15 protein-coding genes and 1 tRNA gene are annotated in these 17,420 nt (G+C 61.1%); 13 read left to right on the top strand and 3 right to left on the bottom strand.

The window, feature by feature from the left end; translation table 11 throughout:
• Window positions 1–101 precede the first annotated feature (101 nt).
• The 4 genes from AZF01_RS09925 to istB all read left to right on the top strand — a co-directional run bounded on the left by AZF01_RS09925 (window position 102) and on the right by istB (window position 4,352).
• The gene (locus tag AZF01_RS09925; protein ID WP_024706892.1) at window positions 102–1,214 is read left to right on the top strand and encodes a Fic family protein; all 1,113 of its coding nucleotides are present in this window, start codon (window positions 102–104) and stop codon (window positions 1,212–1,214) included.
• Between the two features lie 349 nt (window positions 1,215–1,563).
• A complete protein-coding gene (locus AZF01_RS09920; protein ID WP_024706893.1) occupies window positions 1,564–1,929 on the top strand; it encodes an Arm DNA-binding domain-containing protein in 366 nt (121 codons plus the stop codon).
• Window positions 1,930–2,035: 106 nt separating this feature from the next.
• A complete protein-coding gene (gene istA / locus AZF01_RS09915; RefSeq protein ID WP_024706304.1) occupies window positions 2,036–3,562 on the top strand; it encodes an IS21 family transposase in 1,527 nt (508 codons plus the stop codon).
• The gene (gene istB, locus AZF01_RS09910; RefSeq protein ID WP_024706303.1) at window positions 3,552–4,352 is read left to right on the top strand and encodes an IS21-like element helper ATPase IstB; all 801 of its coding nucleotides are present in this window, start codon (window positions 3,552–3,554) and stop codon (window positions 4,350–4,352) included. Before istA ends, istB begins: the two co-directional genes overlap by 11 nt.
• 50 nt (window positions 4,353–4,402) lie before the next feature.
• Here istB and AZF01_RS09905 read toward each other — a convergent pair whose 3' ends face one another.
• Both AZF01_RS09905 and AZF01_RS09900 read right to left on the bottom strand, forming a co-directional pair.
• Window positions 4,403–4,789 (bottom strand): hypothetical protein, encoded by a 387-nt coding sequence (locus tag AZF01_RS09905; protein WP_024707826.1) that lies wholly within the window; start codon window positions 4,787–4,789, stop codon window positions 4,403–4,405.
• An 86-nt stretch (window positions 4,790–4,875) separates the two neighbouring features.
• A tRNA-Lys gene (locus AZF01_RS09900) sits at window positions 4,876–4,951 on the bottom strand.
• Window positions 4,952–5,299: 348 nt separating this feature from the next.
• Between AZF01_RS09900 and AZF01_RS09895 the strand changes: the two genes are divergently transcribed.
• Both AZF01_RS09895 and AZF01_RS09890 read left to right on the top strand, forming a co-directional pair.
• On the top strand, window positions 5,300–6,034 hold the full coding sequence (locus AZF01_RS09895; RefSeq protein ID WP_024707827.1) for a cytochrome c biogenesis CcdA family protein: 735 nt from the start codon (window positions 5,300–5,302) through the stop codon (window positions 6,032–6,034).
• Between the two features lie 27 nt (window positions 6,035–6,061).
• Window positions 6,062–7,012, top strand: a complete 951-nt coding sequence (locus AZF01_RS09890) for an AEC family transporter (RefSeq protein WP_024707828.1) — start codon at window positions 6,062–6,064, stop codon at window positions 7,010–7,012.
• Here AZF01_RS09890 and AZF01_RS09885 read toward each other — a convergent pair.
• Window positions 7,009–8,193, bottom strand: a complete 1,185-nt coding sequence (locus tag AZF01_RS09885; RefSeq protein ID WP_024707829.1) for a UbiH/UbiF family hydroxylase — start codon at window positions 8,191–8,193, stop codon at window positions 7,009–7,011. The genes AZF01_RS09890 and AZF01_RS09885 overlap by 4 nt on opposite strands.
• 177 nt (window positions 8,194–8,370) lie before the next feature.
• On the opposite strand from AZF01_RS09885, the gene pcsA reads away from it, so the two are divergent.
• The 7 genes from pcsA (at window position 8,371) to glmS (ending at window position 17,370) form a co-directional block, all read left to right on the top strand.
• A complete protein-coding gene (pcsA, locus tag AZF01_RS09880) occupies window positions 8,371–9,120 on the top strand; it encodes a phosphatidylcholine synthase (protein WP_024707830.1) in 750 nt (249 codons plus the stop codon).
• Between the two features lie 182 nt (window positions 9,121–9,302).
• Complete coding sequence (locus AZF01_RS09875; RefSeq protein WP_024707831.1) at window positions 9,303–10,883, top strand: ABC transporter ATP-binding protein; 1,581 nt, start codon at window positions 9,303–9,305, stop codon at window positions 10,881–10,883.
• Window positions 10,873–11,961: an ABC transporter permease gene (locus AZF01_RS09870; RefSeq protein ID WP_024707832.1), complete on the top strand. Its 1,089-nt coding sequence runs from the start codon at window positions 10,873–10,875 to the stop codon at window positions 11,959–11,961. The genes AZF01_RS09875 and AZF01_RS09870 overlap by 11 nt, the downstream gene beginning before the upstream one ends.
• Complete coding sequence (locus AZF01_RS09865; RefSeq protein WP_024707833.1) at window positions 11,958–12,875, top strand: ABC transporter permease; 918 nt, start codon at window positions 11,958–11,960, stop codon at window positions 12,873–12,875. Before AZF01_RS09870 ends, AZF01_RS09865 begins: the two co-directional genes overlap by 4 nt.
• 45 nt (window positions 12,876–12,920) lie before the next feature.
• Window positions 12,921–13,997, top strand: coding sequence for a BMP family ABC transporter substrate-binding protein (locus AZF01_RS09860; RefSeq protein ID WP_024707834.1), 1,077 nt, complete (start codon window positions 12,921–12,923; stop codon window positions 13,995–13,997).
• Window positions 13,998–14,154: 157 nt separating this feature from the next.
• Complete coding sequence (glmU, locus tag AZF01_RS09855) at window positions 14,155–15,516, top strand: bifunctional UDP-N-acetylglucosamine diphosphorylase/glucosamine-1-phosphate N-acetyltransferase GlmU (protein ID WP_024707835.1); 1,362 nt, start codon at window positions 14,155–14,157, stop codon at window positions 15,514–15,516.
• 24 nt (window positions 15,517–15,540) lie between these two features.
• The gene (glmS, locus tag AZF01_RS09850) at window positions 15,541–17,370 is read left to right on the top strand and encodes a glutamine--fructose-6-phosphate transaminase (isomerizing) (protein ID WP_024707836.1); all 1,830 of its coding nucleotides are present in this window, start codon (window positions 15,541–15,543) and stop codon (window positions 17,368–17,370) included.
• Window positions 17,371–17,420 lie beyond the last annotated feature (50 nt).

Raw genomic sequence — 17,420 nt, 5'->3', positions numbered from 1 at the left:
GTCGCCTTCTCGTGTCTGGCATCAAGTGATGATGCATTAAATAGCTTGCTATAAATCATAATTTGATGAAAAATGATTGATAGAAAGGATTTCTATCGATCATGATCTGGAATTGGCAAAAAGACGACTGGCCCGAATTCGACTATGACAAGGCGGCCATTGAGCCCCTTGAACGGCTTTTTCTGAAAGCCTCGGGCGAGTTTGTCGGAGCGTTTCGGCATGTCGCGGCGGCTGACAAGGACCTGCTGAGGATCGAGCTGATTTCGGACGAGGCGTTGAAAACCTCCGAAATCGAAGGAGAGATTCTCAACCGGGACAGCCTGCAATCATCCCTGCGTAACCAGTTTGGGTTGGGGATGGAAGACCGCCGTGTCACACCCAAGGAGCGCGGCATTGCCGAAATGATGGTGGACCTCTACGAAGGGTTTGACGGCCAGCTGTCCCATGAAACCCTGTTCTCCTGGCACCGCATGGTTATGGCCGGAGAGCGCCGTGTTCAGACAATCGGGCAATATCGGGCTCATGAGGATCCCATGCAGATTGTGTCAGGGCCCTTCGGCAGACAGAAAGTTCACTTTGAAGCCCCGCCCTCGGCGCGGGTGCCGATGGAAATGGAGCGCTATGTTGACTGGTTCAATCGGGCGAGCGCTGTTGAGCAGGCGTCTTCTGGCCCTTTGACGAGGGCAGGGATCGCCCACCTCTACTTTGAAAGTATCCATCCCTTTGAAGACGGCAACGGCCGGATTGGCCGGGCGCTTTCGGAAAAGGCGTTGGCGCAGGGACTTGGGCAGCCGACACTGATTGCTCTTGCCTACACGATTGAGCGAAACCGCAAGCGATATTATGAAATGCTGGAGCGAGCGAGCAAGAGCAACGAAATTACCCACTGGCTGGTCTGGTTCGCCGAAACGGTGCTGGAAGCTCAGCGCACAACGCTGCGGCGCGTTGAGTTTTATATCGCCAAGGCCCGTTTTTATGAAACCTTTGCTGACCGGCTGAACGAACGTCAGGCCAAAGTGATTGCCCGCATGTTCCGGGAGGGTGTCGATGGGTTTGAAGGCGGCTTAAGCGCGCGGAATTATATCAGCATTGCCGGTGGGTCGACCGCCACGACGACCCGCGATCTGCAGCACCTTGTCGAAATCGGCGCTTTGGTGCGTACCGGCGAACGGCGATACACCCGATATTTCCTGAATCTGAGCGGAGCGAGCTAGTTTATTGTCCGGGCGGCTTCCTGAATTCAAGCAAGAAAAGGCGATGGTTATAGTCCATCGTCTTTTTGTATTTCGAGGAAAATACGGCAGAGCCCAAATTGTTACATGAGTGTTACATGGCGCAGTCGGCGTGAGAGTGATACGTGTAAGCTGTTGTTTTTATTAACGCGCCCAGGAGGATTCGAACCCCCGACCGACTGCTTAGAAGCGACCAAATATCCGAATTATCGAAATATAGAAAACCATCTAAACGACGGATATTGTTATCATTTTTTAATTGTTTCATGAATCATTTCTGGTCTCTTTATGTAATAATTGCTATAATTCTGTTACATGAGAGTTACATGGAATGCCCAATATTTACCTGACTGATACCTTCGTTCGCACCGTGCGATGTCCTGCCGACAAGGACCAGATCATCTATTGGGATAATCCGGTTTCACCGGATGGCAAAGTGCGTCATGGCGCCGTTGGCGGCCTCGGTCTGCGGGTGACGGCGCGCGGCAACAAGTCGTTCGTTCATGCCTACGCCTTCAATGGTGAACGGCGGCGTAAAGCTCTCGGCGCAGCCGGTGTGCTGAACGTCGGCTCCGCCCGGCTGGCGGTGCTGGAACGTGAACGTAAATTGGGAGAGGGGAGCGATCCCGATACCGACGAGCGCGAGCTGACCGTCCGGGATGCGATCGATCGCTACTGGTCAACCCACATCTGTTGATTTGCGCTGAGAACTGACCCGGGATTGCGGGAAATTATCACTGAGATTTGACCCATGTTTCAATCACCCCTCGCGAGGTTCAAGCGGGGGTTCTGGAGTGATCGACATGGCGTTATTGAGCGTAATTCGGCGCTGGCATTTTCGAGAGCATTTATCGATCCGGGAGATTTGTCGCAGGACCGGCCTATCCCGGAATACCGTCCGGAAATATCTGCGACTTGACGGCGTTGAACCGAAGTTCAAAGTCCCGGAGCGGCCGAGCAAGCTTGATCCGTATGCGGATCGGCTGTCGGCCTGGCTGAAGACGGAGTCAAAGAAGGGCCGCAAGCAAAAGCGCACCTTGAAGCAACTCCATGCCGACCTGATGAGCCTCGGCTATGAGGGTTCCTATTGCCGTGTTGCAGCCTTTGCCCGGGAATGGAAGGCGGACCGGCAAAGGGAATTCCAGACGACAGGGCGCGGAACGTTCGTGCCTCTGGCATTTGAGCCGGGCGAAGCCTTCCAGTTCGACTGGTCTGAAGATTGGGCCATCATCGACAATGAGCGCACCAAGCTGCAGGTAGCGCATACCAAGCTGAGTTATAGCCGCGCCTTTATCGTCCGGGCCTACCTCCTGCAGACGCACGAGATGCTGTTCGACGCCCACAATCATGCATTCCGCGTCTTCGGCGGCATTCCAGGACGTGGGATCTACGACAATATGCGCACGGCGATCGACAAGGTCGGCCGTGGCAAGGATCGCGACGTCAACGTCCGTTTCCTGGCGATGGCCAGCCACTATGTGTTTGAGCCCGAGTTCTGCAATCCTGCATCCGGCTGGGAGAAGGGACAGGTCGAGAAGAATGTGCAGGATGCACGCCATCGATTCTTCCAACCCATACCCCGCTTCCCGTCATTGGAAGCCCTGAACGATTGGCTTGAGCTTCGCTGCAAGGAGTTCTGGACCAAGACCCCGCATGGTCAGATGCGCGGCACCATCGCCGACATCTGGGCTGAGGAGGCTCAGGTATTGATGCCTCTCTCCCGGCCATTCGACGGGTTTGTCGAATATACGAAACGGGTCACACCGACCTGCCTCGTGCATCTGGAACGCAATCGCTACAGCGTCCCGGCATCCTTCGCCAACCGGCCGGTGAGCATGCGGGTTTACCCGGAACGTGTTGTGATCGCTGCAGAAGGTCAGATCGTTTGCGAGCATCGCCGCGTCATCGATCGATCCCATGACCGGCCGGGACAGACGATTTACGACTGGCGGCATTATCTGGCGGTGGTGCAACGCAAGCCAGGTGCCCTGCGCAATGGCGCGCCATTCGCCGAACTCCCCGGTGCATTCCGATCCTTACAGCAATACCTGCTCAAGAGGCCGGGTGGTGATCGTGAGATGGTCGATATTCTGGCGCTGGTCCTTCAGCACGATGAACAAGCGGTGCTCTCGGCCGTGGACCTGGCGCTGAAGTCAGGCGTTCCGACCAAGACGCATGTACTGAACCTGCTGCATCGCCTCGTCGACGGTAAACCCTGTACGCCCCTCACCATTGATGCACCACAAGCCCTGACGCTCACCAATGAGCCCAAGGCCAATGTTGAACGATACGACACCCTGAGAAAGACGGAGGCTCGCCATGCGCCATAACCCCGCAAGCGGCGCGATCGTCATCATGCTGCGTCAATTGAAGATGCATGGCATGGCCCAAGCCGTCGGCGAGCTCACCGAACAAGGATCGCCGGCATTCGAAGCGGCAATCCCCGTCCTGTCACAACTCCTCAAGGCCGAAACCGCCGAGAGGGAAGTCCGTTCGACTGCCTATCAGCTCAAGACCGCACGCTTTCCAGCCTACCGTGATCTGAACGGCTTCGACTTTGCCAGCAGTGAGGTCAACGAAGCGCTTGTGCGCCAGCTCCATCGCTGCGAGTTCCTCGACGCCGCCAACAATATCGTTCTGGTCGGCGGTCCCGGTACAGGTAAAACGCACATTGCCACCGCGATCGGCGTTCAGGCCATTGAGCATCACCACAAGCGGGTTCGGTTCTTCTCAACAGTCGAACTGGTCAACGCGCTGGAACAGGAGAAGGCCCAAGGCCGCCCGGGTCAGATCGCCAATCGCCTGGCTCATTCCGATCTCGTCATTCTGGATGAACTGGGATATCTGCCGTTTAGTGCCTCAGGTGGCGCACTGCTCTTCCATTTGCTGAGCAAACTCTACGAGCACACCAGCGTAATCATCACCACCAACCTCAGCTTCAGTGAATGGGCCAGCGTGTTCGGCGATGCCAAGATGACCACCGCGCTGCTCGACCGCCTTACCCACCACTGCCATATCCTCGAGACCGGAAACGACAGCTTTCGCTTCAAGAACAGCTCAGCTCATGAAACCAAAACAACAAAGGAGAGACGGAGGAACTTGACCACGACAACCGAATAGAACGTTATATAAAGGCGGGTCAATTCTCGGCGCAAATCCCGGGTCAGTTCTCAGCGCAAATCAACATGCACCATGCCTGCCGTGATCTGGGACAGCGGCTTGTCGCCAAAGTAGGGGATGAGGTGATTCCTGAGTCGGGCGGCGTGATCTTTCACATAGCGCGGATTGCGTTCGCCGTTGGTGATCGCCTCGTATTCCAGCAGGAACTGCTTTGCGGCATCGGCAAAGGTACGTTCGGCGGTCAGCTGACCGACCCGGCTTTTGCCGCGCAGCTCAAAATACCAATCCTCAGCGAACTCCTTGGCCTGCGTCAGGCTGTCGGTTTTGGTGCTGACGCGCCACTTTTTGCCCTCCAGCCGTGCCTGCGCCTGCCAGACCGAACTGTTCTCGCGGCGGTAAATTCTGACCTTGTCACCCAGTATGTAATGCGAGCCCATGACACCCTCGAAACTGTGTCCACTGTGTGTCCGGGTATTTTAGGCTATTTCTGAGAGGATGTGTAGGCCTAACGTCTTGATTTTGTTGGTGAGCGCGCAGGGGTTCGAACCCTGGACCTACTGATTAAAAGTCAGTTGCTCTACCGGCTGAGCTACGCGCTCCCTCGACCGGCGCCTGTGCAAAGGGCCAGCGGAAAGTGGGCGGAACATAGAAAGGGTCTTTGCGAAGGTCAACCCGGAAATTCGGCTTGTAACGACAATTCGGCGTCACGGAAACTTTGCCGAAAGGTGATTGGAATTGATCGGCGCTCTGGTTTATGAAGCCGGCGGGTCCCGCGTCGCATGTGTTGCGGATTAAACGATGCGCGCCGGCGCCTGGCGACCGCTTCCGCGCAGGTCAGGGACCGGAGGTGAGGCGGGAACATGGCAGCAAAATAAAACAAGGCCTTGGAACATTCTTCTGAAGCTGTCTCGTAGAATTTCTCTGGCTGGCAAACGGGAGAATACCTGGTGTCGATTGGTGATATCTCGCTGTGGACCGCGCTATTCGCCGGCGCGCTGTCCTTTCTGTCTCCCTGCGTGCTGCCGCTGGTGCCGCCCTATCTGTGCTACATGGCCGGGATCTCGATCGACCAGTTCAAGGGGGATACGAAGGTCCGGCCGGCCAGCGTTCTCCTGCCGGCGCTGTTCTTCACCCTCGGCTTCGCGACGGTTTTCGTGGCGCTCGGCGCAGGGGCATCGTCGATCGGCCAGTTGCTGCGGCAATATATGGATATCCTCGCCAAGGTCGGCGGCGTGATCATCATCATCATGGGGCTGAATTTCCTCGGCGTGCTGAAAATCCCGTTCCTGTCGCGCGAGGCGCGGTTTCACGGCGGCGGAAAGCCGGCAAGCGTTTCCGGCGCCTATGTGATGGGGCTTGCCTTCGCCTTTGGCTGGACGCCGTGCATCGGCCCCGTTCTTGGCGCGATCCTCGCCGTGGCGGCGACAAAGGCGACGGTGGCCAACGGCGCTGTGCTGCTGGCCATCTATTCGCTTGGCCTTGCCGTGCCCTTCTGGATCGCCGCGCTGTTCTCGGGCGCCTTCATGCGTTTCCTCTCGCGCTTCCGAAGACATCTGGGCGCGGTGGAAAAAACCATGGGCGCGCTGCTGATTCTCACCGGGCTCGCCTTTCTTTTCGGCTTCATTGCGGATATGGCGATCTGGTTCCAGCAGACCTTCCCCGTTCTCTCGCAAATCGGCTAGGGCCTGCGAAACCCGGGGTTTCGCGCAATGTCAGGCATTTTCCAGCTTCTCTTTCCGTTCTTCGGGCTGATCGCCGCCGGCTTCATCGCCGCCAGGATCATCCGGCAGCCCGAGGCGGGCCTCGTCTGGCTCAATGTCTTCATCGTCTATGCGGCGCTGCCGGCGCTGTTTTTCAAGCTCGTTTCGAACACGCCGTTCGATCAGCTCGCCCGGCTCGATTTCATTTCGGTCGACCTGATGGCGACCTATTGCGTGTTTCTGGCGCTCTTTGCCGCCGGCTATTTCTGGAAACGCAACGGCGTGCGCGAAAGCACGATCCAGGCCTTTGCCGGTTCCTACGGCAATATCGGCTATATGGGACCTGGGCTTGCACTTCTGGCTTTGGGAGAGGCGGCGGCCGTGCCGGTGGCGTTGATCGTCTGTTTCGAAAACGCCCTGCATTTCATCGTGGCGCCGATGGTGATGGCGGTGGCTGAAGGCGGGACCGTGCGCAAGAGCGCGCTTGCCCGCCAGGTGCTGGCAAAGGCGCTGCTGCATCCCTTCATCATTGCCACCGCGCTCGGCTTTGCGGTTGCGGCGACAGGCGCCCCCGTGCCGGAAGCCGTCGACAGACTGGTCGACTATCTGGCGCAGGCCGCCGCGCCCTGCGCGCTCTTCGCCATGGGGGTGACGCTTGCTCTCAGGCCGGTGAAACGGGTGCCGGCGGAGATCGGCTATATCGTGCCCGCCAAGCTCGTCCTTCACCCGCTTCTGGTCTATGCCTTCATGATGATCCATGGCGGCTTCGATCCGGTCTGGGTCGAGGCGGCGGTGCTGCTGGCGGCGCTGCCCACGGCCACCAATGTTTTCGTCATCGCCCAGCAATACGGCATCTGGTACGAGCGCGCCTCGGCGACGATCCTGATCACCACCGTCTGCTCGGCCGCCACGCTTGCCGTGCTCCTGGCGCTGATCGACGGGAGCGTGATCCCGCTTTAACCTGCAAAGAGCGCCTTGACGCCCCTGAGCGGCTCCACGCCTTCGCGCATGGCGAACTGGCGCAGCGGCGGCACGGCCGACAGCATGTAAAGTCCGGCCGAACGGGCAAGCTGGGCGGGAATGAAATCGGCGAGCAGCGAACGGTTCAGCAAATCGACGCTCGCCGTCCTGCTCCAGACGTCCGAGCGACGCATGAAATCATAGCGCTCGCCGGTCCGCGACGAGATCTTCGAGCCGTCGATGCCGTCCAGCATTCGGGCAAGGCGCATGATATCACGCAGCGAAAGATTGAGGCCCTGCGCGCCGATCGGCGGAAAGGCATGGGCGGCCTCGCCGACAAGCACCATCCGGCCCTTGCCGAAGCGGTTCGCCACCATCGAGGAGAGCGGCCATTTCTGCACCGGTCCCTCGACCGAAACGCTCCCGAGCAGCGACTGCATGCGCTCCTCGATGGCGGCGGCGATCTCTTCTTCCGGCCGCGCGGCCATGGCCTCCGCAGCGGGGGTGTCCATCACCCAGACAAGGCTGGAGCGGTGCCTGTCCGGCAGCGGCACCTGGGTGAAGGGGCCGCCGCGGGTGTGAAACTCCGTCGAGATATCGTCATGGGCAAGCGCATGAGCGAAATTGAGCACGACGGCGGACTGTTTGTAGGACCATTGCCTGACGGAAATGCCGGCGCTTTCGCGCACCTTCGAACGCCGACCGTCAGAGCCGACCACGAGATCGGCTGAAATCGCTTCGCCGTCGGCAAGCGTCAGCGAAACCGCGTCCTTGCCGGCAAGGATCGTCTCGGCGCTGCTTTCGAGATGGGCGATGTTGGGTTCGCCCCGCACCGCATCCGCAAGTCTGGCGACGAGAACCCTGTTGGGAATATTGTAGCCGAAAGCCTCAAGATCGATCTCGGCGGAACGGAAGGCGACCGTTGGCGCACGCACAAGCCGGCCCGTGCCGTCGATGATGCGCATGGTTTTCAGGGGCGCCGCCTCCGGCTTGATCGCCTGCCAGAGGCCAAGGCGGGTCAGAAGCGCGATCGAGTGATCCATCAGCGCCGTGGTGCGGTGGTCGCTGACATTCGGCGCAGGCGCGACAAGCGCGACCTTTCGTCCGGCACGGGCAAGCGCGAGTGCGGAAATCATTCCGGCAGGTCCGCCGCCGACAACGGCAATCTCATAATCCGACATCTGAAAAACCTCGTCTCAACCGGGAAACGTTTGCATCCGATATAATGCGGCTTGCCGGGTTTTGCCGCGAAAAATTATGGAAAAACATGTTTTTTTTGTACCTCGGGCCGGTTCTGGTGCATTGTGGGGGTATTGAGGCCACAGGGCCGTTTCAGGCCGGAACGTGACGGAAATCGAATGGGTTTATTCAGTCGGCGCAGAGTTCCTTACGCGGAGATCCGGGCGTTTTCCGTCCATATCCTGACGGCATCGGGCTCGTTTCTGGCTTTCCTTGGCGTGGTCGCCGCGGCGGAGGGGCGATTCGTCGCCATGTTCTGGTGGCTCGGCGCGGCACTTCTGGTCGACGGCATCGACGGGCCGATCGCGCGCCGCCTCAAGGTCAGCGAGGTGCTGCCCAGCTGGTCGGGCGTCATGCTCGACAACATCATCGACTATGTCACCTATGTGCTGCTGCCGGCCTTTGCGCTCTACCAGTCGCATATGATCGGCGAGCCGCTGTCCTTCGTCGCGGCCGCGCTGATCGTCGTTTCCAGCGCGATCTATTACGCAGACAGCGGCATGAAGACCGACGAGAATTTCTTCTCCGGCTTCCCCGTGGTCTGGAACATGGTGGTGTTCTCCTTCTTCGTGATCGAGCCGTCCTCGCTGCTCGCCATGGCGATCGTTCTGGTCTCGGTCGCGCTCACCTTCGCACCGGTCAACTTCCTGCATCCGGTCCGGGTCAAGCGGTTGCGGCCGCTCAATCTCGGCGTCTTTGCGGTTTGGTGCATCACCGGCTTCATCGCGCTTCTTGCCCGTTTCGATGCGCCGGTGTTGATCGAAGCGCTGTTCGTCGCAAGCGGCGTGTATCTTTATCTCATCGGGATGGTGCTTCAGTTTCTGCCGAAGCTCGGCTCGCGGGCGGCCGAGACACGGGCCGAGTTTTGACGGAGGCTGCCACTCGGTTGAATAAAGTCGTTGGGAAATCGGCAAAAGTCATTGCGTTTCAATGAGGGTTCGTGCTTCATTTGTACGCAGTACGGGGGAAGTTCTATTTTTTAATCAATTTCTGGGGCTTGATGCGTGCGGCAGGACCGGTATGCGTTTTCGGGTGAAGACCGGAGGGCAGTTTGAACCAAAACGATAATCAGGCGGGCGGACCGCTGCTGTCCGTCCGGGGTCTGACGAAATATTTCGGCACTTTCGCCGCCTGCGACGGCATCGATCTCACCATCGACAAGGGCGAAATCCACGCTTTGCTCGGCGAGAACGGCGCCGGCAAATCCACACTGGTCAAGATGCTGTTCGGCGTGCTGGAGCCGTCCGAAGGCGAGATTCTCTGGGAGGGCAAGCCACAGCGCATTGAGGCGCCGGCTGCCGCCCGCAGGATCGGCATCGGCATGGTGTTCCAGCATTTTTCGCTGTTCGAGGCGCTGACGGTCGCCGAGAATATCGCGCTGTCGCTCGATCCGGGCATTTCCCTTGCGAAGATCGCGGAAGAGTCACGCAGGCTTTCGGTCGAATACGGCTTGCCGCTCGACCCGCGCGCCCATGTCGCCGATCTCTCGGTCGGCGAGCGCCAGCGCATTGAGATCGTGCGGGCGCTGTTGCAGAACCCGAGCCTGATCATCCTCGACGAGCCGACATCGGTTCTGACCCCGCAGGAAGCCGACCGGCTGTTCGAGACGCTTGCCAAGCTGAAGGCGGAAGGGCGCTCGGTTCTCTATATCTCTCACAGGCTGGAAGAGGTGCAACGCATCTGCGACAAGGCGACCGTGCTGCGCCACGGCAAGGTGACGGGCGACTGCAACCCGCGCAATGAGACGGCATCGTCGCTGGCGCGGATGATGGTCGGCGGCGAAGTGTCCGAGATCACCCGGCCGGAGGCGATCAAGGCCGGCAAGGTTCTGCTCGAGGCGAAGGGGCTGAACGCGCCGGCGCGCACGCCGTTTTCCACCGCGCTCAAGGATATCTATCTCGAGGTGAAGGCCGGCGAGATCCTGGCCATTGCGGGGGTGGCCGGCAATGGCCAGTCGGAGCTGTTCGACGCGCTTTCCGGCGAATATCCGGTTGACGACAACATCTCCGTCCAGATCGACGGCCAGCCCGTCGGCGCCAAGGGCATCAATGCCCGGCGCAAGCTCGGCGCGGGGTTCGTTCCCGAGGAGCGCCACGGCCATGCCGCGGTGACCGGGATGACGCTTTCCGAAAACCTGATTCTGGCGCGCAACCAGGCCGAATCGGAGACCTTTCTGGCCGGCGGTCCGCTGAGGGTCATCCGCCGCGCCGTCGCCCGCGCGCGCACTGGCGAGATCGCCGGCTTCATGGATGTGCGCAAGAGCGGCGAGAACCCGGCGGCCGGCTCGCTTTCGGGCGGCAATCTGCAGAAGTTCATCGTCGGGCGCGAGCTCGACCGCAAGCCCAAGGTCATCATCGTCAACCAGCCGACCTGGGGCGTGGATGCCGGCGCTGCGGCCCATATCCGCCAGTCGCTCGTCGACCTTGCCAAATCGGGCTCTGCCGTTCTGGTGATTTCGCAGGATCTTGACGAGATTTTCGAGATCGCGACAAGGATCGCGGTCATCTCCGAGGGCCGGCTTTCGGACAGCCATCCGGCCGAAACGATGACGCGAGAGCGGATCGGGCTGTTGATGGGCGGCATCCATGGCGAGGATGCGGGCAAGGACGTGGAGACCGCCGATGCGCATTGAACTTGAACGGCGCGCCGACAGTTCACCGCTGTTTTCGCTGCTCTCGCCGCTGATCGCGTTCGGCCTGACGGTGTTCTTCGGCGCGATCATGTTCGCGCTTTTGGGCAAGGACCCGATGGAGGCGCTCTACAGCTTCTTCATCGAACCGCTCACCGACATCTGGTCGCTGCACGAACTGATGATCAAGGCGGCGCCGCTGATCATGATCGCGGTCGGTCTGACGGTCTGCTACCGTTCCAACATCTGGAATATCGGCGCGGAGGGGCAGTTCACCGTCGGCGCCATCGTCGGCTCCATCGTGCCGGTCTATTTCTACGAATGGTCGTCGCCGCTGCTGCTGCCGATCATGCTGGTGATGGGCGCCGTCGGCGGCGCGCTCTATGCCGGCATTCCGGCGCTGTTGAAGAACTACTTCAACACCAACGAGATCCTGACGTCGCTGATGCTCGTCTATGTCGCCCAGCTTTTCCTCGACTGGCTGGTGCGCGGCGCGTGGCGCAATCCGCAGGGCTTCAACTTTCCGCAGACGCGCGCCTTCGTCGATGCCGCCATGCTGCCCGAAATGGTCTCGTCCGGACGTGCCCATTACGGCTTCGCTCTGGCCATCCTCGCCGCCTTCGTCGTCTGGTTCATGATGCGCTTCACGCTGAAGGGCTTCGAGGTCAACGTCATCGGCCAGTCGCAGCGGGCAGGCCGGTTCGCCGGCTTTTCGTCGCGCAAGATGGTCTGGTTCTGTTTCCTGCTCTCGGGCGGACTGGCAGGGCTTGCCGGCATCAGCGAGATTTCCGGCGCGCTCGGCTATCTCCAGCCGCAGATTTCGCCCGGCTACGGTTTCACAGCCATCATCGTCGCCTTTCTCGGCCGCCTCAATCCGCTCGGCGCGATCGTTTCGGGTCTTGTGCTAGCGCTGACCTATATCGGCGGCGAGGGCGTGCAGTTCACGCTCGGCGTCTCCGACAAGGTCACCCGCGTATTCCAGGGCATGCTGCTGTTTTTCGTTCTCTCCTGCGACACGCTGATCCTCTACAAGGTGCGGGTGATTTTCGCGGGCAAGTCGTCCGAGGGGAAAGCGTCATGATCGTCGAAGCCATTCTCCTGACCGTCATCACCGCATCCACGCCGCTGGTTCTGGCAGCGATCGGCGAACTCGTCTGCGAACGCGCCGGTGTCCTGAACCTCGGCGTCGAAGGCATGATGGTGATGGGCGCCGTCGGCGCCTTTGCCGCCGCCCATGCCACCGGCTCGCCCTATCTCGGCATGCTGGCGGGTCTCGCCACAGGCGCGATCTTCTCGCTGCTATTCGGCTTCCTGACGTTGACGCTGGTCGCAAACCAGGTCGCGACCGGCCTGGCGCTCACCATCCTGGGCCAGGGGCTTTCTGCAATGATCGGCGAAAGCCTTGTCGGCCGGGCGGGCGTGAAAATGCCGTCATTCGACATTCCGCTGCTCTCCGACATCCCCTTTGTCGGGCCGCTTCTGTTCGATCAGGACCTGTTCTTCTACCTGTCGATCGCCATCGTCGCCGGAACCTCCTGGTTCCTGTTCAAGACGCGCAAGGGCCTTGTGCTTCGCGCCGTCGGAGACAGCCACGCATCGGCCCATGCGCTCGGCATCAATGTCATCGGCATCCGCTATCTGGCGGTGATGTTCGGCGGCGCCTGCGCCGGTCTTGCGGGCGCGCAGCTGTCGCTGGTCTATACGCCGCAATGGACGGAAAACATGGCGGCGGGCAGGGGCTGGATCGCGCTGGCGCTGGTGGTCTTCGCCTCATGGCGGCCCTGGGGCGTGCTGCTCGGCGGCTATCTCTTCGGCGCGGTTACCATCGGCCAGCTTCATGCCCAGGCCTTCGGCATCGCCATTCCCTCGCAGTTCCTCTCGGCGCTGCCCTATGTCGTGACCATTCTCGTCCTCGTCATCATCTCGCAGAACCGCAGGATGACGCTGATCAATACGCCTGCGGCGCTCGGCAAACCCTTTGTGCCGGACCGCTAGGCAGGCTAGACTTATCATTTTCGATCAAACCGAAAGAGGTGAACAATGAAATCCCTGAAACTCGCTCTCGCCGCCTCCGCGGCTGTCATTGCCGGCTTTGCCGCCTCCGGTGCTGCCGCCCAGGAAGACATCAAAGCCTGCTTCGTCTATGTCGGCTCGGCGACAGACGGCGGCTGGACCCAGGCGCACGACATCGCCCGCCAGGAGCTGGAAGACACGCTCGGCATCGAGACCGCCTATATCGAGAACGTGCCGGAAGGCCCGGACGCCGAGCGCGCGATCGAGCGCATGGCCCGCTCCGGCTGCACCATCGTCTTCACCACCTCGTTCGGCTTCATGGAGCCGACCCTGAAGGTCGCCGCCAAATATCCCGATGTCAAATTCGAACACGCGACCGGCTTCAAGACCGCCGACAATGTCGCGACCTACAATTCGCGTTTCTATGAAGGCCGCTACATCTCCGGCGTCATTGCCGGTTCGATCTCCGAAAGCGGCATCGGCGGCTATATCGGTTCCTTCCCGATTCCCGAAGTCGTGATGGGCATCGATGCCTTCCAGCTCGGCGCGCAGTCGGTCAACCCCGACTTCACGACCAAGGTCGTCTGGGCCAACACCTGGTTCGACCCGGGCCGCGAAGCTGACGCCGCCAAGGCGCTGATCGACCAGGGTGTCGACGTCCTGGCGCAGCACACGGACACGACCGCGCCGATGCAGATCGCCGCCGAGCGCGGCATCAAGGCCTTTGGCCAGGCGTCCGACATGATCGAGGCCGGTCCGGAAACCCAGCTGACGGCGATCCTCGATACCTGGGCGCCTTACTATATCAAGCGCGTCAAGGCGGTGCAGGACGGCACCTGGACGTCGGAGCAGAGCTGGGACGGCCTGAAGGACGGCATCCTGTCGATGGCGCCCTATACCAACATGCCCGATGACGTGAAGGCTCTGGCTGAAGAGACCGAGGCCAAGATCATCTCCGGCGAACTGAAGCCGTTTACCGGCCCGGTCACCCTGCAGGACGGCACGCCGTGGCTTGCCGAAGGCGAGACCGCCGATGACGGCACGCTGCTCGGCCTCAACGTTCTGGTCGAAGGCGTCGACGGCACGATTCCGAGTTCGGAGTAATCCAGGCACAACTGATACAGGAAAGGCGTCCGAAAGGGCGCCTTTTTTGTTGCAGCCCGCCTCATGCCCGAAACGGATAAACTTCATTCATAATTTTTGAATAGGTCTCGGGCACGAATCCGCTACAAGCGGTAACCGGTTCGCAGATGGAGGTTTCATGTCACGCAGCGCTCTGGCCATTGTTCTTGCCGCCGGCGACGGCACCAGGATGAAATCGGACAAGACCAAGATGCTGCATGAAGTGGCCGGACGCGCCATGGCGGCTCACGTGGTCGATACGGTTGACCGTTCCGGCGTGGACGAGACTGTGCTCGTCGTCGGCCGCGACGGCGACAAGGTGGCAGCCGCCTGCGCTTCCGCAGGCAAGACCCTGAGGACCTTCGAGCAGACGGAACGCCTCGGCACCGCCCATGCCGTGCTCGCCGCGCGCGAGGCGATTGCAGCAGGTTTTGACGACCTCATCGTCACCTATGGCGATACGCCCTTGATCACTGCCGAAACGCTCGGCAGGACCCGCGCTGCGCTGGCAGAGGGCAGTGATGTCGTGGTCATCGGCTTCGAAGCCGCAGATCCGACAGGCTACGGCCGTCTTTTGGTGAAAGACGGGGCGCTGGCGGCGATCCGCGAGGAAAAGGATGCGAGCGCCGAAGAACGCGCGGTAACGCTCTGCAACAGCGGCCTGATGGCAATCAACGGTCGGCGCGCGCTCGAATTCCTCGATGCGATCGGCAACGACAACGCCAAGGGCGAGTATTATCTGACCGACGTGGTGGAGGTGGCGCTTGCAAAGGGCGGCCGGGCGAGCGTGGTGATGGCCGACCCGCAAGAGGTGCTCGGCTGCAACAACCGCGCCGAACTGGCTGAACTGGAACGGATATGGCAGGTCCGCCGCCGTCGCGAACTGATGCTCTCCGGCGTCACCATGATCGCTCCGGAGACGGTGTTCCTGTCCTACGATACGGAGATCGGCCCCGACACGGTGATCGAACCCAATGTCTGGTTCGGGCCGGGCGTGCGCATCGCCGCCAATGTCGCCATCCATGCCTTCAGCCATATCGAGGGGGCGTCGGTCGCATCCGGCAGCCAGGTGGGGCCTTTCGCCCGCCTGAGGCCCGGCGCTGTGCTGCATGACGACGCCAAGGTCGGCAATTTCTGCGAGGTGAAGAACGGCGATATCGGCGTCGGCGCCAAGGTCAACCATCTGAGCTATATCGGCGACGCCAGCGTCGGCGCGAAGGCGAATATCGGCGCGGGAACGATCACCTGCAATTATGACGGCGTCAACAAGGCGCGGACCATAATCGGCGAGAGCGCCTTCATCGGATCCAATTCGGCGCTGGTCGCACCGGTTGCGATCGGCAATGGCGCCTATGTCGGATCGGGCAGCGTCATCACCACCGACGTGCCGGATAATGCGCTGGCGATCGCGCGCGGCCGGCAGGAAAACCGGGAAGGGCGGGCCGAGCTGATCCGCGCCCGCGCCCGCGCCATCAAGGCGGCGAAGCAGTCGAAATCCTAGAAATCCAGCGGAGAGAACAGCGGAATGTGCGGAATTGTCGGAATTGTCGGCCGCGAGCCGGTCGCCGAGCGGCTGGTTGATGCTTTGAAGCGCCTGGAATATCGCGGCTATGACTCCGCCGGCATCGCCGTCATCGAGTCTGACGGGGCGCTCTCTCGAAGGCGCGCTCCGGGCAAGCTGGAAAATCTGCGCGCCCGCCTTTCGCAAGATCCGGTCGACGGCGTGACCGGTATCGCCCATACCCGCTGGGCCACCCATGGCGTGCCGAACGAGACCAATGCGCATCCCCACATTGCTGGCGACGTCGCCGTGGTCCACAACGGCATCATCGAGAATTTCGCCGAACTGCGCGCCGAGCTTGCGGCGGACGGCGCGGTCTTCGAGACGGAGACCGACACGGAGATTGTCGCGAGGCTGCTGGACAGGTATCGCCGCGAAGGCATGGCCCCGCGTGATGCGGTGCTCGCCATGCTGCAAAGGGTGACCGGCGCCTTCGCGCTGGTGATCCTGTTTCAGGACCGGCCGGAGACGCTTTATGTCGCCCGCTACGGCCCGCCGCTTGCCGTCGGCTACGGCGCCTCGGAAATGTATGTCGGTTCGGACGCGATCGCGCTTGCGCCCTTTGCCGCGGGAATTTCCTATCTCGAGGATGGCGACATGGCCATTGTCGACCGCGACGGCGTCGAATTCTGCGATTTTTCCGGCGCACCCGTCTCGCGCAAGCGCCAGCCGCTGCAGCTCTCTTCCCTGCTGATCGACAAGGGCAATCATCGCCACTTCATGGAGAAGGAGATCTTCGACCAGCCGGAGGTGATCTCGCACACGCTCGGCCATTATTGCGACTTTGCCAATCAGCGCGCGCAAACGGACGGCGACGGGATCGATTTCTCCAATGTCTCGAAGCTGGCGATCGCGGCCTGCGGCACCGCCTATCTGTCCGGCCTGATCGGCAAATACTGGATCGAGCGCTTCGCCAGGCTTCCCGTCGAGATCGATGTCGCCTCGGAATTCCGCTATCGCGAAATGCCGTTGGCGCAAGACCAGCTGGCGCTGTTCGTCTCCCAGTCCGGCGAGACCGCCGATACGCTCGCATCGCTGCGCTACTGCAAGGCCAACGGGGTGAAGACCGGCGCGCTCGTCAACGTCACCGGTTCGACGATTGCCCGCGAGGCCGATGCGGTCTTTCCGATTCTCGCCGGGCCGGAGATTTCCGTTGCCTCGACCAAGGCCTTTACCTGCCAGCTCGCGCTGATGGCAGCGCTGGCGCTCAGGGCGGGACGCGAACGGGGAGCCCTGTCGCTGGAGGAAGAGCAGAGGCTCGTCCATCAGCTTTCCGAAGTGCCGCGCCTGATGAGCCGGGTGCTGCATGCGGTCCAGCCGCAGATCGAGCGGCTGGCGCGGGAACTGTCGCGCTTCCATCACGTGCTCTATCTCGGCCGCGGCACCAGCTATCCGCTGGCGCTGGAAGGCGCGCTGAAACTTAAGGAAATCACCTATATCCACGCCGAGGGCTATGCCGCGGGCGAGCTGAAGCACGGGCCGATCGCCCTGATCGACGAGAATATGCCTGTCATCGTCATCGCACCGCATGACCGTTTCTTCGAAAAGACGGTCTCCAACATGCAGGAGGTCGCCGCCCGCGACGGCCGCATCGTCTTCATCACCGACGAGGCGGGAGCCGCCGCGTCAGACCTGAAGACCATGGAAACGATCGTACTGCCGGATATGCCGGAATTCATCGCGCCCATGGTGTTCGCCCTGCCGATCCAGCTGCTCGCCTATCACACGGCCGTCTTCATGGGCACGGATGCGGACCAGCCGCGAAACCTTGCCAAGGCCGTGACGGTGGAGTGAGGCGGATCAAGCGACCGAACTAACAAATGTGATAATCTCCACCACGAGGA

The sequence above is a fragment of the Martelella sp. AD-3 genome, assembly GCF_001578105.1.
Lineage (GTDB): Bacteria > Pseudomonadota > Alphaproteobacteria > Rhizobiales > Rhizobiaceae > Martelella.
The sequence above is the reverse complement of the archived record's forward strand: the minus strand, read 5'-3'. Positions and strand labels throughout refer to the sequence as shown.

Excerpts from the sequence above, each read along its gene's own strand:
- AZF01_RS09925 (WP_024706892.1), top strand. The coding sequence starts at position 102 with ATGATCTGGAATTGGCAAAAAGACGACTGGCCCGAATTCGACTATGAC.
- AZF01_RS09920 (WP_024706893.1), top strand. The coding sequence starts at position 1,564 with ATGCCCAATATTTACCTGACTGATACCTTCGTTCGCACCGTGCGATGT.
- istA (WP_024706304.1), top strand. The coding sequence starts at position 2,036 with ATGGCGTTATTGAGCGTAATTCGGCGCTGGCATTTTCGAGAGCATTTA.
- istB (WP_024706303.1), top strand. The coding sequence starts at position 3,552 with ATGCGCCATAACCCCGCAAGCGGCGCGATCGTCATCATGCTGCGTCAA.
- AZF01_RS09905 (WP_024707826.1), bottom strand. The coding sequence starts at position 4,789 with ATGGGCTCGCATTACATACTGGGTGACAAGGTCAGAATTTACCGCCGC.
- AZF01_RS09890 (WP_024707828.1), top strand. The coding sequence starts at position 6,062 with ATGTCAGGCATTTTCCAGCTTCTCTTTCCGTTCTTCGGGCTGATCGCC.
- AZF01_RS09885 (WP_024707829.1), bottom strand. The coding sequence starts at position 8,193 with ATGTCGGATTATGAGATTGCCGTTGTCGGCGGCGGACCTGCCGGAATG.
- pcsA (WP_024707830.1), top strand. The coding sequence starts at position 8,371 with ATGGGTTTATTCAGTCGGCGCAGAGTTCCTTACGCGGAGATCCGGGCG.
- AZF01_RS09870 (WP_024707832.1), top strand. The coding sequence starts at position 10,873 with ATGCGCATTGAACTTGAACGGCGCGCCGACAGTTCACCGCTGTTTTCG.
- AZF01_RS09865 (WP_024707833.1), top strand. The coding sequence starts at position 11,958 with ATGATCGTCGAAGCCATTCTCCTGACCGTCATCACCGCATCCACGCCG.
- AZF01_RS09860 (WP_024707834.1), top strand. The coding sequence starts at position 12,921 with ATGAAATCCCTGAAACTCGCTCTCGCCGCCTCCGCGGCTGTCATTGCC.
- glmU (WP_024707835.1), top strand. The coding sequence starts at position 14,155 with ATGTCACGCAGCGCTCTGGCCATTGTTCTTGCCGCCGGCGACGGCACC.
- glmS (WP_024707836.1), top strand. The coding sequence starts at position 15,541 with ATGTGCGGAATTGTCGGAATTGTCGGCCGCGAGCCGGTCGCCGAGCGG.